The 15,362-nt window shown below is 50.9% G+C and carries 10 protein-coding genes; 7 read left to right on the plus strand and 3 right to left on the minus strand.

Features of this window, described 5'->3' with window-relative positions:
• Nucleotides 1-47 precede the first annotated feature (47 nt).
• From acnD to ATY27_RS14395, 7 genes are all read left to right on the plus strand, one after another.
• Nucleotides 48-2,636 carry a Fe/S-dependent 2-methylisocitrate dehydratase AcnD gene (gene acnD / locus ATY27_RS14365; RefSeq protein WP_208931315.1) on the plus strand — a complete coding sequence of 863 codons (2,589 nt, stop codon included), beginning with the start codon at nt 48-50 and terminating at the stop codon, nt 2,634-2,636.
• A gap of 55 nt (nt 2,637-2,691) precedes the next feature.
• Complete coding sequence (prpF, locus tag ATY27_RS14370) at nt 2,692-3,885, plus strand: 2-methylaconitate cis-trans isomerase PrpF (RefSeq protein ID WP_208931316.1); 1,194 nt, start codon at nt 2,692-2,694, stop codon at nt 3,883-3,885.
• Nucleotides 3,886-4,002: 117 nt separating this feature from the next.
• On the plus strand, nt 4,003-4,386 hold the full coding sequence (locus ATY27_RS14375; RefSeq protein ID WP_208931317.1) for a hypothetical protein: 384 nt from the start codon (nt 4,003-4,005) through the stop codon (nt 4,384-4,386).
• Between the two features lie 46 nt (nt 4,387-4,432).
• Complete coding sequence (locus ATY27_RS14380) at nt 4,433-4,939, plus strand: GNAT family N-acetyltransferase (RefSeq protein WP_208931318.1); 507 nt, start codon at nt 4,433-4,435, stop codon at nt 4,937-4,939.
• 64 nt (nt 4,940-5,003) lie between these two features.
• Nucleotides 5,004-6,170, plus strand: coding sequence for a glycerophosphodiester phosphodiesterase family protein (locus tag ATY27_RS14385; protein ID WP_208931319.1), 1,167 nt, complete (start codon nt 5,004-5,006; stop codon nt 6,168-6,170).
• Nucleotides 6,171-6,264: 94 nt separating this feature from the next.
• Nucleotides 6,265-7,410, plus strand: a complete 1,146-nt coding sequence (locus tag ATY27_RS14390) for an efflux RND transporter periplasmic adaptor subunit (RefSeq protein ID WP_208931320.1) — start codon at nt 6,265-6,267, stop codon at nt 7,408-7,410.
• A gap of 2 nt (nt 7,411-7,412) precedes the next feature.
• Complete coding sequence (locus ATY27_RS14395) at nt 7,413-10,541, plus strand: efflux RND transporter permease subunit (RefSeq protein WP_208931321.1); 3,129 nt, start codon at nt 7,413-7,415, stop codon at nt 10,539-10,541.
• Nucleotides 10,542-10,627: 86 nt separating this feature from the next.
• On the opposite strand, the gene ATY27_RS14400 is transcribed toward ATY27_RS14395, so the two are convergent.
• The 3 genes from ATY27_RS14400 to ATY27_RS14410 form a co-directional block, all read right to left on the minus strand.
• Nucleotides 10,628-12,928: a TonB-dependent receptor gene (locus tag ATY27_RS14400; protein WP_244151317.1), complete on the minus strand. Its 2,301-nt coding sequence runs from the start codon at nt 12,926-12,928 to the stop codon at nt 10,628-10,630.
• 121 nt (nt 12,929-13,049) lie between these two features.
• A complete protein-coding gene (locus ATY27_RS14405) occupies nt 13,050-14,096 on the minus strand; it encodes a patatin-like phospholipase family protein (protein WP_244151318.1) in 1,047 nt (348 codons plus the stop codon).
• Complete coding sequence (locus ATY27_RS14410) at nt 14,093-15,340, minus strand: anti-phage deoxyguanosine triphosphatase (RefSeq protein WP_208931322.1); 1,248 nt, start codon at nt 15,338-15,340, stop codon at nt 14,093-14,095. The genes ATY27_RS14405 and ATY27_RS14410 overlap by 4 nt, the downstream gene beginning before the upstream one ends.
• Nucleotides 15,341-15,362: the final 22 nt, after the last annotated feature.

Below are 15,362 nucleotides of genomic sequence, written 5' to 3' on the forward strand. Positions count from 1 at the left end.
CGGCCTTCACAGCTTAAAGCTGGGCATTTATTCTCAAAGAGATGGCAATGAATACTTTATTTCGCAAACCGCTGGCCGCAACCGGGCTGGACTATTTTGATGCCGCCGCTGCAGTCGATGCATTGCAGCCGGGTACATGGGCAACCTTACCTTACACGTCCCGCGTGCACGCCGAAAATTTGGTACGGCGGGCCGATCCGGCGCAATTAAACGCGTATTTACTACAACTGATTGAACGCAAGCAAGAGCTGGATTTCCCCTGGTTTCCGGCCCGTGTTGTTTGTCACGACATCCTCGGCCAAACCGCGCTGGTCGACTTGGCCGGTCTGAGGGACGCCATTGCTGCCCAAGGCGGCGATCCGGCCAAAGTCAATCCGGTGGTGCCAACACAGCTGATTGTTGACCATTCTTTAGCTGTCGAATACGGTGGTTTTGACAAAGACGCGTTTGAGAAAAACCGCGCAATTGAAGATCGGCGTAATGACGATCGCTTTCACTTTATCAACTGGACGAAAAAAGCCTTTAAAAACGTCGATGTGATCCCACCGGGCAACGGCATCATGCACCAAATCAACCTGGAGCGGATGTCACCGGTGATCCATGCTAAAGACGGCGTGGCTTACCCGGATACTTTGGTCGGTACTGACAGCCATACCCCACATGTCGATGCACTTGGCGTCATTGCCATTGGTGTTGGTGGTTTAGAAGCGGAAAGTGTGATGCTGGGCCGCGCTTCGTGGATGCGGTTACCCGACATCATTGGTGTTGAACTGACCGGCAAAGCACAGCCGGGCATTCAAGCCACTGACATCGTGCTGGCGCTGACTGAATTTTTGCGTAAACAAAAAGTGGTTTCCAGTTATCTGGAGTTTTTTGGTGAAGGCGCAAATAGTCTGAGTCTGGGCGATCGCGCGACCATTTCTAATATGACGCCGGAATATGGCGCCACGGCCGCGATGTTCTACATCGACCAACAAACTTTGGATTATTTAACGCTGACAGGCCGGGAAGCGGCGCAGGTCAAATTAGTTGAAACCTATGCTAAAACCGCAGGTTTATGGGCGGACAGCTTAAAAACTGCGGTATATCCGCGCGTGTTATCTTTTGATTTATCCACTGTAGTGCGCAATATCGCCGGTCCTTCGAATCCACATGCGCGTGTGGCGACTGCAGATTTAGCCGCCGAAGGCATCAGTGGTGTGGTGGAGAATGAGCCAGGACTAATGCCGGACGGCGCCGTGATAATTGCAGCGATCACCAGCTGCACCAATACCAGCAACCCGCGCAACGTGATTGCGGCCGGTATTCTGGCGCGTAATGCCAATAAGCTTGGTCTGACCCGCAAACCATGGGTGAAAAGTTCGCTGGCACCTGGCTCAAAAGCGGTGGAACTGTATTTAACAGAAGCCAATTTGCTGACCGAACTGGAACAGTTAGGCTTTGGTATCGTTGGCTTTGCCTGTACCACTTGTAATGGCATGAGCGGCGCTTTAGATCCAATCATCCAGCAGGAAGTGATTGACCGCGATTTGTATGCCACGGCAGTGTTATCCGGCAACCGCAACTTTGATGGCCGTATTCATCCGTACGCGAAGCAGGCATTTCTGGCGTCTCCGGCTTTAGTGGTGGCTTATGCCATTGCCGGTACCATCCGCTTTGATATTGAAAAAGATGTGCTGGGAGTAGCTGCCGATGGCCGTGAAATCCGCTTAAAGGATATTTGGCCAAGCGATGCCGAGATTGATGCGGTGGTTGCTGCCAGTGTCAAACCCGAGCAATACCGTAAAGTGTATGAGCCAATGTTTGCCGTTGATGTCGATTATGGTGAAAAAATCAGTCCGCTTTACGACTGGCGGGCGCAAAGTACCTATATTCGCCGTCCACCGTATTGGGAAGGCGCCTTGGCTGGCGAGCGCAGTTTAACTGGCATGCTGCCACTGGCGCTGCTTGGCGACAACATCACGACAGACCATTTATCACCGTCTAATGCCATCATGATGGACAGCGCGGCCGGTGAATATCTGCACAAAATGGGCTTACCGGAAGAAGATTTCAACTCTTACGCCACGCACCGCGGCGACCACCTGACGGCGCAGCGCGCGACTTTTGCTAACCCAAAGCTTATCAACGAAATGGCTATAGTAGATGGTAAGGTCAAACAAGGGTCGTTGGCACGCCTCGAGCCGGAAGGCAAAGTGTTGCGGATGTGGGAAACCATTGAAACTTACATGGCGCGGAAGCAACCGCTGATTATTATCGCCGGTGCGGATTATGGTCAGGGCTCCAGCCGCGACTGGGCAGCTAAAGGCGTACGCCTCGCCGGCGTTGAAGCCATCGTTGCAGAAGGCTTTGAGCGCATCCACCGCACCAATCTGGTCGGGATGGGCGTATTACCTCTGGAGTTTAAAGCCGGTACCAACCGTCTGACTTTAGGTTTAGATGGCACAGAACGTTTTGATGTGATTGGTGAACGCTTACCGCGCGCAACGTTAACGTTGGTGATCCACCGCCAAAACGGCGAGACGTTGCAGGTTCCTGTGACCTGTCGCCTCGATACCGCCGAAGAGGTATCGATTTATGCGGCTGGTGGTGTGCTGCAGCGGTTCGCCAAAGATTTCCTAGGTGGCAATCTGTAATTGAGCGAAGCCGGACGCTGTGCCGGCTTTGTCTTACGAATATTAAGGTGAAGTCATGTCTTATGCACCACAGATAAAAGTGCCGGCGACCTATATGCGCGGCGGCACCAGTAAAGGCGTTTTTTTTCGACTGAGTGATTTACCACCAGCTGCACAAGTTGCAGGTCCGGCGCGTGATGCGCTGTTACTGCGTGTGATTGGCAGCCCGGACCCTTACGGCAAACAAATTGATGGTATGGGCGGCGCCACATCCAGTACCAGTAAGACCGTCATCCTTGGTCCGACCACTCAGCCTGACCATGATGTCGATTATTTGTTTGGCCAGGTGGCGATTGATAAAGCATTTGTCGACTGGAGCGGTAATTGCGGCAATTTATCGGCGGCGGTTGGCTCTTTTGCCATTCAGTCCGGTTTGATTGATGCGTCAACACTGCCACAAAATGGCCTCGCCACAGTACGGATTTGGCAGGTCAATATTCAAAAAACCATCATTGCGCATATTCCGATGGTCAACGGACAGGTGCAGGAAGATGGCGATTTTGAACTTGACGGTGTGACCTTTCCTGCGGCTGAAGTTGAGCTTGAATTCCTTGATCCGGCCGCTGATGAAGGTGAGGGCGGCGGTTCCATGTTTCCGACCGGTCGCCTGGTGGATGTGCTTGAAGTACCGGATATTGGTTCTTTTAACGCAACTTTTATCAATGCCGGTATTCCGACAATTTTTTTAAACGCAGCAGAACTGGGTTATCAGGGCACTGAGCTGCAGGACGCGATCAACGGTGATGCAGCAGCGTTGACCCGTTTTGAAACCATCCGGGCTTATGGTGCCTTACAAATGGGGCTGATTCAGGACATCAGTGAAGCTGCGGCCCGGCAGCACACGCCAAAAATTGCTTTTGTCAGCCCGCCAGCAACGTACCAGTCTTCAAGCGGTAAAACAGTCACGGCCGATACGATTGACCTGTCGGTACGCGCGTTGTCAATGGGAAAACTCCATCACGCGATGATGGGCACTTGTGCTGTAGCTATTGGCACTGCAGCAGCTATTCCCGGCACGCTGGTTAATCTGGCAGCCGGAGGTGGTGAACGAACGGCGGTGCGTTTCGGGCATCCCAGCGGAACTCTGAGAGTCGGTGCCGCGGCCAGTCAGGTCAATGGGCAATGGACTGTAACAAAAGCCATCATGAGCCGCAGTGCGCGCGTCCTGATGGAAGGGTACGTCAGGGTACCGGCGAATACGCTGGAATAAAACGAAGGCATCCGCAAACAAGGATGCCTTCTTTATTGATTTTTCTACACTTGATTGCAAATTAAGAGTTTTCTGATTAGATTGTTTAGATAACGCAACTTAAGCGGGATGCTACTGATGAAAAAATGGTGTTTAGCGGGCTTACTTCTGAGCAGCATGCTGCCGGTTCAGGCTGCAGATCAAGATTACAAGTTAGTCACTGTCGCCGGTTATCTGAATTTTTATCTGCTCAATCTGAATGCCTGTCAGGATTTTCATCCGTCAGTGCGAAAAGATGCTTATGCAGCTGAAAGTACTTTGTATCCCTGGCTGGATAAGCTGGATGCAAAAACCAAAGGCAGTATTGATTCTGGCATGCTGAACAGCGTGGTACAAAAACGCCGCGATGCCTTAAATGCGCAGATCAAAGAAGGCGACTTCACCATTGACCATTGTCATGCTGTGATTAAGTTGTTAACCGCAGACGGTCTGGATAAGACGCTGCTCAAAGCGATCGAATAATCTCACGCGGTGGCTGCCTGTTGCTGCTGTCGCAGGCCAAAGAGTTATGTTTCACATCCGTTTAATGCAAATTGCCGATCTGAATGCAGTGGTCCGGTTACAGGACCACTGTTATGCAGATGAGTTTTATGAATCCCCCCAAGTCGTCGCTAAACGGCTGATGCTCTATCCACAATCTTGCTGGTTGGCTTGTTACCAGGACAAAATCTGGGGCTACCTGTTTAGTTATCCGTCCCGGCTGGGACAAATCAATCCTTTAGGTGCTGAATTCGGCCAATATGAACAGGCAAATTGCCTGTATTTGCATGATATGGCCGTGAGTCCCGATGCACGCGGTCAGGGTGTAGCGACAGCGTTGTTACAGCAAGCGCTCAGTTATGCCGGCACTCTTGGTTTGTCGTACGCAGCGCTGGTTGCTGTGCAGAATTCAGCAGCGTTCTGGCAGCAACAACAGTTTGACGTTGTCGATGCTTTGTCAGAGGCAGCCAACATGGCGCTGACCAGCTATGGCGCAGATGCGATCTATCTGGCACGCCCCCTCAACCCGCTTTAGTTGTCATTCAGCCGTCATTTTTGCGACCTACACTCTGAAGCTTTGCTGGTCTGGAGTGTCATCAATGCGTTTTTTCAGTGTTTTCCTGTGTTTCTTCAGCCTGAGCGTGCAGGCCGCATGCCCGACATGGCCTCTGGTGATCGCGCATCGCGGTGCCAGCGGCAATTATCCGGAGCACAGCGAGATTGCGTATTGGCAAGCGATGTTACAAGGCGCGGATTTTATCGAAGCCGATTTAGTACCGACAAAAGACGGTGTGTTAATCAGCCGGCATGAAAATGAGTTAAGCCAAAGCACCAATATCGCTGACTTGCCGCAATTTGCCGACCGTAAAACGAGCAAAAAAATTGATGGTGTGATGGTTGACGGCTGGTTCAGTGAAGATTTCACGCTGGCGGAGCTGCGTCAGGTCAGGCTACGTGAATCAAAACCGCTTATCCGCCCGGCCAATCGGCAACATAATGATCAATATGGTATTTTAACGCTTGCCGAAGTGATGCAGCTGGTGCAGCGCTTTGAGCTGCAGTATGGCCGAAAAGTCGGTTTATATCTGGAAACCAAACATCCTACCTATTTTTTGTCTGAAGGCCGTTTGCTCGGTGGTCAGTTGATCAATCGCAATATCTCCGAACAATTGTTACAGCAATTGGCGAGTTGGCAGCAAACACAAAGCTATCCAATCTATATCCAGTCTTTTGAGATCAGCAATTTATGGTGGATGCGCCAGCAAGGTCTGCAGCAATATCAGGTTGATGCGAAGCTGGTTCAGCTGATTGGTGATATCAGTGGTACCGCTTTATACCCCCAATCAAATTTCGCCGAGCCGTGGGACCTGGTGAGCCGGCCGGCATCGACCCAGATGCTGATACAGCAGCAAGCACTGCTCGGTCAGACTGGTTTTCACTATGGGACTTTGATCACTCCGGACGGCCTTAAATTTATAAGTCAATACGCCGACGGTGTTGGCCCCTGGAAAGAACAATGGTATCCACTGAATATTCCACTGGTATCTGCGTCGCAATTAAAACTCTACGGCTTACAGCTGCACCCTTATACATTTCGGGCTGAAGCTGAATTTTTACCCGGCAATTTTGCAACTTTACAGGATGAATTGCAGCAGCGTTATCAGCAGGATGTTGACGGTGTGTTTACAGATTTTACCGCCATAGCGGTAAAAGCACGGGCTGAAACTTGTGCAGCAAAATCAATGACCAAACAGAAGGTTCATTGACATAACTTGTTACTGTTTAAGCGGTTGGTTTTGCGGACGCTTTCGATAGACTAGGCTTCGGAATATTATCTTAAATTTATCTGGAAGCTGGTTTATGAAAGGTTTACCTCAACTCACTATATTGGCACTTGCCCTGACATTGATGTTAAGTGCATGCTCAAAGCCCACCGAGTCCAACACGACAGAAGAAACCGTCTCAAATCTGCAATTGGTATCCCAGGATATTCTGACCATCGCGACCAGTGAGTTATCACAGGGACCGATGATCTCCGGCACTTTACAGCCTGTGATCAAAGCAGAACTGAACGCCGAAGTCGGTGGCATCGTAACCCGTGTGTTAAAAGACAACGGCGATGTGGTGAAAACCGGTGAAGTACTGGTGCAACTGGATCAAACCACCTTCCGCGATAAGTTATTGTCCGCACAGGAAGCCGAACGTTCTGCCCATGTTGCCGCAGATCAGGCAACCCGCCAGTTAAAACGCATGCAGAAATTAAACAAGCAGAATCTGGTCACTGCTGAAGTGCTGGAAACTGCCGAGATCAAAGCCAATCAGACCCAGTCTGACCTCGCTTCAGCCAAAGCCCGCACCGTTGAAGCCCGCCAGCAGTTAGAACGCACTGAAGTGCGGGCACCATTTGACGGTGTTGTCGCGGTGCGGAAAGTATCATCCGGTGATACAGCGCAAATTGGTAAAGCTTTGTTAGTGCTGATTAATCCGGGCAGTATGCGGTTTGAAGGTTATATTGCCGCCGATCAGGTTGGCGCGGTCAAAGTTGGCTCAACGGTTAATTTTAAAGTGAATGGCTATCCGGGTCAGCGCTTTAATGGCGAAATCGAGCGGATCAATCCACAAGCCAACGAGCAAACCCGTCAGGTTCAAGTGTTTGTTAAACTGACTGAACAAGCTTCATTTGTTGCGGGCTTATACGCCGAAGGTTTTATCTCGGTGGCACAGCAACAAAGTGTGATGCTGGCGCCGTCGAGCCTTGTTAATGAAGGCGATCTGCAATTTGTCTGGGTGCTTAAAGACAACAAGCTGATGAAAACTGCGGTAGAAACCGGTGCTAAAGATCCGCGTTTTGGCACAGTGCAGGTATTAAGTGGTATCAGCGTCGGTCAACAAATTCTGCGCCACCCACAAGGCGCATTAAAAGACGGTATCAGCGTGACCATTGATACCAAAACTGAAGTGGCCGGAAAAGCCACTGAGGCCAGTCAGCCAGCGGTCGGGAAATAATTATGATCTTATCGGACTTCAGTATTAAACGACCGCTGGTCGTGGTCGTGGTCACTATCGCGCTGATGCTGTTTGGCTACTTCGCGCTGACTAATTTAAAAACTAACCAGTTTCCGGATGTACAGCCGCCGGTACTGGTGGTCAATGTGCCTTATCCTGGCGCCTCACCTGAAACAGTGGAGCGGGAGATATTAAACCGGGTCGAAGACTCGATGTCGACCATTCAGGGCATCCGCGACATTCGTTCTTATGCGCGTGAATCCAGCGCGACCATCGTGGTGTTCTTTGATTTTGATAAAGATTTAACCGCGGCGGCTCAGGAGCTGCGCGACAGTATTTCGACAGTGCGTGACAAACTGCCGACCGAGATGAAAGAGCCTTTTATCAACAGAGCAGATCCAAACGCGCAACCGGTGATGTCGCTGGCACTGTCCTCTGATGTGTTGTCGCCACTGGAATTATCCCGTCTGGCCGAGATCCAGATTGGCCGGCAGTTACGTTCGGTACCTGGTGTCGCGCTGGTGGAGCTGGAAGGTGAACTGGAACGCGAAATGACAGTGTTCCTGAACAGCCATGCGATGCGCGAAGCGAAAGTCTCGGCGCAGGAAGTGGTCGCAGCGCTGCGTTCGCAGAATCTGGCCGCACCGGTTGGCAGGGTCGTGAACGGTCTGGAAGAGCAAAGTATCCGTCTGCAAGGGCGTCTGAAAGATGTCACTGAATTCGAACAGATGGTCGTGAAGCAAACCGGTGATCAGGCGATCCGGCTCGGTCAGGTCGCTGACATCGTCGACGGTGGCGCAGAACAACGGCGTTTATCGTTTTTTAATGGCAAAAAGGCGCTGGGGATTGATATCACCAAAGCGCGGGAAGCTTCAACGATTTCAGTGACGGATGAAATCAAAGCCAAGCTCGAAGAAATTAATAAAACCCTGCCAAAAGAAGTGGAACTGGTCATTGTGTCGGATCAGGGTGAAGACGTCGCAGCCAGTATGCGCAACGTCACTGAAGCCTTGGGTCTTGGTGCACTGCTGACTATTGTCGTGGTGTTTGTGTTCTTAAATTCCTGGCGCTCGACGCTGATCACATCGCTGGCTTTACCCACCTCAGTACTGGCATCATTTATTGCGGTCTGGGCCTGTGGTTTTACGCTGAACTTTATGTCTTTACTTGGCCTGTCGCTGGCGATTGGCGTGCTGATCGATGATGCGATCGTGGTGCGGGAAAATATTGTCCGTCACATGGAAATGGGTAAAGACAATATGACGGCGGCCCGAGACGGCACGCGCGAAATAGGCATGGCGGTTATTGCAACGACGATGTCGATTGTCGCGGTATTTATTCCGATCGCTTTTTTAGATGGTATTACCGGTCAATGGTTTAAACCCTTTGGTCTGACTGTCGCGTGTTCTGTGCTGGTGTCATTATTTATCTCTTTTACCATAGACCCGATGATGTCGGCCTACTGGCACGACCCGGATCATGACAAAAACATCAAACGGCGTGGCCTGGGTAAAGTATTCCAAAAATTTAATATTTGGTTTGATCATCAGGCGGAACGTTATTCACGTTTAATCGGCTGGGCGCTGAAGCATCGTAAATCGATGTGGTCGCTGGCATTTCTGAGCTTTTTCGGTGCTTTGTTTCTGCAAGGTAAATTTGGCGGTTCCGGTTTTATGCCGGACACAGACAACGGTGCCTTTATCGTGTCTATCCGCGCACCGAGTGAAGCCAGCATCGAATACACTAAAGCCAAAGCGGCACAAGTTGCTGAAATTACACAAGTATTGCCAGAGCATCGCTATACACAAACAACGATAGGGGTACAGGGTAACATTACCCGTGCCCAGGTATTCGTTCGTCTGGTGCCGGAAAAAGATCGCAACCGTAGCGCCAAAGAAGTCGCTGAAGAGGTTCGGGGCAAAATTAAATCGTTGGTTGGTGCAGAGATCACTGTTTCTGCTGACTTGAACGGCGGTGGTGGTGGTGATGGTAAGCCTCTGCAGATCCAGTTCCGTGGCCCGGAAACCCGCGTGCTGGAAGGCATCGTGATGGACTATGTGGAGAAACTGAGAAAAGTCCCGGGAGCCGTCGATGTTGGTTTGTCGGCGCAGGATCCAAAACCAGAGCTGCAGGTTGAATTTGACCGCGGTCTGGCGGCCAGTGTCGGTCTGTCAATGAGTGATGCGGCTAATGCGATGCGGCTGGCTTTTGCCGGTGCTGAAATTGGCGACTGGGTAGATCCAACCGGTGAAACCCGTAACGTATTTGTTCGGGTACGGCCAGAAGAGCGGGCAACAGTCGCTGATTTGGAACAGTTGCCACTGTTATCCAGCAAAACGGGTGCGCTGGTGCCGTTGGAGCAGGTTGCGACTGTGACATTAGGTAAAGGCCCGGCGTTGATCGAACACTTAGATCGGGAAACCATGATGGCGGTGACTGCTAACGTGCAGGGCCGCAGTTTTGGTGAAGTATTCGCTGATGCGATGAAACTGGCGAAACAAATCGATTTCCCGCCGGGTTACGATCTGGTGGTCGGTGGTGAAGGCCGCGACCAACAGGAAGTATTTGGCAAAATCTTTGGCGCGCTTGGTCTTGCTGTAGTCCTGATGTATCTGATCCTGGTCGTACAGTTCCACAGCTTTATGGCACCGGTTGCTATTATGATGTCGCTGCCATTGTCGTTAATTGGCGTGGTACTGGCGCTGTTAATCGGTAATTCGACGCTTAATCTGATGAGTCTGATCGGTGTCGTGATGCTGATGGGCATTGTGGCGAAAAATGCCATCTTGTTAGTAGACTGCGCGCGGAAAAAAGAACAGCTTGAAGGTATGTCACTGGAAGAATCGTTGATCGCTGCAGGTCGCGAGCGCTTACGGCCAATCCTGATGACAACTTTTGCCCTGGTTGCCGGTATGCTGCCGGTTGCAATTGGTGTCGGTGAAGGCTCAGGTTTCTATCGGCCGCTAGGTATCGCGGTGATCGGCGGGACTATTACGTCGACAATACTGACCTTATTAGTAGTTCCGACTTTCTATGACAGTCTGGAAACAATGAAACGCCGGATCAAAGCACGCTTTAAACGGAAAAAAGCTGTAGCTTCGCATTCAACCGTTGAAACGCCGGCGTCCTGATATTGTATTAACTTGATACTGAATGAAATAAGGGCGCCGCTGGCGCCCTTATTATTTCTTAAACACTTCAGTTAATCGCTAAAACATCAAAAACCCAGACTGACAGTAAAACTGGCAGTACGACCGGCACCGATGTAATAAGCGCCTTCCTGGCCACCAGACAGATATTCTTCATCCGTCAGGTTGTTTACCAGCAATGACAAATCAACATACTGGAACATCGCATCCTGACTCAGCGTCTTTTGGTAGCCTAAAGACAGGTCCAGCACCGTCGATGCCGGCAGTTGGTCTTTGTTGCCACCCAGCGCCGCACCATAGTACTCAGCAGTATGACGAGCGGTCAGGGCACCATTGTATTTGTCGGTTGTGAAGCGGGCAGACAAAGTGACAATTGTTTCCGGCGAACCGGCAACCTGATCGTCTTCGAAGATGCCACGTGGGTTCTTCACGTTCTGATTGCCTTCTTTGATGGTGCCATTCACCGTCTGGTTATAGACCGCATCATTGAGCGTCAATGCACCGTAAACAGACCAAATCTCGTTTAATTGCCAGTTCAGACTGGTTTCTACGCCTTTGGCATCAATACCGCCGACGTTGATATAAGTCCCATCCAGCTCATTCAGATAATCCGGTGCGCCTTGGTTTGCACCAGGTTGTAAGAAGGTGATGCGATTATCAAAAGTCGTGCTGTACAGCGTCAGATTTAACGACAGATCGTCGGCGTTGTAACGCAGACCAAAGTCGATGTTATCAGCAGTTTCAGCTTCTAATTTGCTGAAATCCTGACTGGTTTCCAGAATGGCATCGCCAATGGCTTTGAAATTCTGGCTAAAACCGGCAAAGGCTTCGACGCTGTCAGTCATACGGTACACGGCACCGACTGAAAACAGTGGATCAGAATCACTGGATAACTCACCGGCATTGCTGGTAACAATATTATCCTGCCGTTCTACATCAACGTAGAATTGCTTCACGCCAGCGGTCAGCGTCAGATCACCCAGCTCAATCGTATCCTGTGCAAACAGTTTTAACGTATCAGTGCTGTAATCACGATCGTAATGGACCCAATACGGCGTTTCATTAAAATAGTGATAAACCTTGGCATTCAGCACCTGATGCCAGTCACGTGTTTCGTTGCGGTCTTGCTGTTCATACCAGACACCAGCGCGCAGCTGATGATTATCCAACTGTACTTTCAGCTCTGATGTCAGGCCAGCACGGTCTTTTTCATAATGGGTATGGCGGAATGATGATACGCGGGTGGCCTTGGATAAATCTGCTTTCGGGTCGAGAATTGGCCGGCCTTGCGCATCGACGTGGGTATAACGTTGTAACTGACCGTTACCTGTACCTTTGTTGACGCGTTTACCATCTTTATCAGTCACATAGACCTGGTAAGGTGGTAACCAGTCGCCGCGGCCACTTTGTAAATGCAGATATGGCGTCACTGTCAGATCGGTGTCGTCAGCCAGTTCTTGTTCCCATTTGACGTAACTGAAACTGTTTTCGCGCAGCGTTGACCAGGCTTCAGCAAAATTCTGGTCAATTTCCGGGTCGCCGGTCCACTGACTAGTCAGACGATCCCAGGCTGGATTTTGTTCAAACTCGGCTAAAGACACTGTGTTGTAGTTGTCTTCTGCTGTGTCGTCATAAGAAAAACGCGCGGTGATTTTGCTGTGCTCAAGTTCGGTGACCGACTTGGCTTCAAAGTGAGTACGTTCAGAAAAACCATTACTGCCGCTGCCAATCCAGCGATTATTGAAACTATCTGACAAACTGATGTAGGCCGTAGTATTGCCAAACAGCTGGCCAGTATCATAACGGGTAAAATACTTACGGGCATTATGGTCACCACCGGTAATACCTGCGCTTACACCGGCTTCGGCTTCTGGCGCAGCGGAGATAAAGTTCAGTGTGCCGCCAAGTGCGTCCAGCGATGCCGAAGCAATGTCAGCAGTACCCTGAGCAACTTCAACCATCGCCGTGTTTTCAGTATCCATATACCGGTTGGCTTTGCTGCCACCACCATAGGCCGAACCGCCATTTGGCAGGCCATCGATAGTGATACCCAGCTGTTGTTCGTTCAGGTTGACGTTAAAGCCACGCATGGAGATGGTCGTTGACCAGTCATCAGAGCCAAAAGTATCGCCCTGACCGACACTGACACCCGGCAGATATTTGATGGCATCAAGCACGTTCCCGGCAGGTGAGACTGTATCCAGCATGGCCTCATCGGTGGTGTTATTGGCATAAGCAATGCGTTGCCCGGTCACCGCGATTTTTTCAATGCTCGCTTCTGCGTTCGGTTCAACCGCAGCGCTCAGACCGTTTGAAGCAACAAAAGTGCTGGCCAATGCCAGACTGATCAGTGATTTGCGAAACTGCACGATATTCTCCGTATTGTTATAAAATCGCGGACATTCTCTGCAGTTTCAGTGACGTTGGTGTGAAGTCACAGTGACAAAACTGCGACTTTCCGGTGACAGATATACGACAATCAGGTAGGGGCTAGTTAAATGGCAACAACTGAAAGCGACTGGCTGCCAAATCCTCTGCCAATTCAAAGGAGCGCTCGGTTACTTCCTGCCAATAGGCGATGCGTGTAGCGTCTGGCATCTTGTTAAAGTCTGTGCGGTCCGGAATTTTGCCATACGGCAAGCTGGTGACCCATTGTGGCGTTGGGCATAACATTGCGACCTGGGTGAACAACTTTGGTTTTGCCCGGCGCCATGGCAATGATTTGTCAAACCAACCCGGACTTGCGTGTGAATAAAAATGCGGAAACAGGACAAGGCCATCTGTCTGAAATGGCCAGGCAAAATGATAATCAACAAGACCGCCGTCAATGTACAGACCCTGTTGCATGCCGGCAATTTCTGTCACCGGATCGAGCACCAGCGGGATCGAGCCGGACGCCAGTAACGCGGCTTGCAGATTCGCCGCGGTCAGTTCGTGACGCGTGGTCGGTAAGTCCGCAGGAGCCTCCAGCCGGCTGTATTTTTGTGAAAACAGCAGGCGTTGATAATAACGGCCAAGCCAGGGCCGGTGTAACAGATTAATAGCTGCTGCAGAACTGATTTGGCCCAGTTGACCCATTCGACTGCTGGCGAGTGGCCGGCCTTTTTTTTGCGCCACAATAAAATTGAGGCGAAAGATTTCATTACTGACGACCTGTGATATATGTGCAGCGTTTGGAAATACGGCGTCCAGGACCGTTCTGGAAATAGCGGTAACCTCGCCAATAGGTGCTTTCGCCGGATAACACAAAGTCCGGTAGGTATCGCAAAAGCGGCGCGATGCGGCAGCGCCATCGGTTTGAGCAAAACAGGCAAAACGCCAGGCGCCGGCGGAACTGCCAAGCAATTCCAAGGGTGTCTGACGGTTTTTAAAAAAGGTCGTCAGCAAATATTGATCAAGTCCAAATAGACAAAACCACTTGGGGCCACCGCTGGCACCCACCAGCATTTTTACGTCTTCTGGTAACAAGCCATGCCGCTGAATACGCGAAAACGCAGTGGGGCCGGCGAATATTTGCAGGCGAGGGGATGGACTCACAACATTACTCCATACAGACGTTGCATCATACGACTGGCATATTCATCGGTCATGCCGGCAATATAATCACAAACGGCGCGCTGGCCGCTGCCTTGCTCAGATAGTAGCCGCCAGCGTTGCTGAGTATTCGCAGGCAATAGTCGGGTCGGCTCTGCTGCGAAGGCATCAAACAAAGACTGCACAATACGCTGGCCGCGAAACTCATTTTGCTGCAGTTCCGGGTGCAAAATCACATGCTGATAGATAAAGCCTTTCAGTAACTGCAAAATCCGCAGCTCAGGTTCAGGCAAGCCAGCATTAAAACGGATCAATGGCTCATTCGCTTGCGGCAACGGTTCTGTCCAATCGATTGCGGTAATGAGCCGGTTCACCAAAGTGCCGATAGCCGTTTTGCGGATATAGTGTTCCGGCCGGAATAAATGCTGGCCTGCTAGTTCAAGAAATTGCCGCTCTGTCGGTTCAAGGCTGGTTTCAGCTAACTTTTGCTGCCACTGTGCGGCAGTAACAGTTCCGGTCACTACGGCGTCTTCTAAATCATGTACGCCATACGCGATATCATCCGCCAGTTCCATAATAGAAGCGTCGATCGATTTGTAGCGAGACTTGCGGTTACTCTGTTCTACCAGCACTTGCTGAAATTCTGCGCGATCCGCTGGCTGCAGCGGCGCCAATACCCAATCGAGCAAGGCTCGGTCTTCAAGGTAAATTGCTTTGGTGGGTTTATGTTGGCCCGGTAACGCAGACATGGGCTGCAATACCGGGTACTTCAGTAAGCCTAATAACGTACGCCGACATAGATCCATCCCGCCTGATTCGGTGTAGGGTTCCAGTTTGCCAACAATCCGGAACGTCTGGCCATTGCCTTCAAAACCACCGTAGTTGAGCATTTTTTGATTCAGCGCGGTTTCGCCACCGTGGCCAAATGGCGGATGTCCGAGGTCATGCGCCAGACACAGAGATTCCATTAATGCATCATCTGGCAGGATTTGCTGTAGGTGAGTATCAGCGGTTTTATTTCGCAGCTGGGCTACGAGAGCCGTACCAATTTGCGCCGCTTCGAGAGAGTGAGTGAGTCGGGTGCGGTAAAAGTCATTCTGGCCCACACTCATGATTTGGGTTTTAGCCTGCAGCCGGCGAAAGGCCGCACTGTGCAAGATTCTTGCTTTGTCACGCTGATAGGAAGAACGGTGATCGCCGGGGCGATTATCTTGTTGCGATAGGTGACGTTCGGTCCAGACATCCATAACCTGCTCCTTGAAGTACCAA

The organism is Rheinheimera sp. F8, from assembly GCF_001518915.1.

What these genes read in the sequence shown, in the direction of transcription:
- acnD (WP_208931315.1), top strand. Translation starts at nt 48, where the DNA reads ATGAATACTTTATTTCGCAAACCGCTGGCCGCAACCGGGCTGGACTAT.
- prpF (WP_208931316.1), top strand. Translation starts at nt 2,692, where the DNA reads ATGTCTTATGCACCACAGATAAAAGTGCCGGCGACCTATATGCGCGGC.
- ATY27_RS14375 (WP_208931317.1), top strand. Translation starts at nt 4,003, where the DNA reads ATGAAAAAATGGTGTTTAGCGGGCTTACTTCTGAGCAGCATGCTGCCG.
- ATY27_RS14380 (WP_208931318.1), top strand. Translation starts at nt 4,433, where the DNA reads ATGTTTCACATCCGTTTAATGCAAATTGCCGATCTGAATGCAGTGGTC.
- ATY27_RS14385 (WP_208931319.1), top strand. Translation starts at nt 5,004, where the DNA reads ATGCGTTTTTTCAGTGTTTTCCTGTGTTTCTTCAGCCTGAGCGTGCAG.
- ATY27_RS14390 (WP_208931320.1), top strand. Translation starts at nt 6,265, where the DNA reads ATGAAAGGTTTACCTCAACTCACTATATTGGCACTTGCCCTGACATTG.
- ATY27_RS14395 (WP_208931321.1), top strand. Translation starts at nt 7,413, where the DNA reads ATGATCTTATCGGACTTCAGTATTAAACGACCGCTGGTCGTGGTCGTG.
- ATY27_RS14410 (WP_208931322.1), bottom strand. Translation starts at nt 15,340, where the DNA reads ATGGATGTCTGGACCGAACGTCACCTATCGCAACAAGATAATCGCCCC.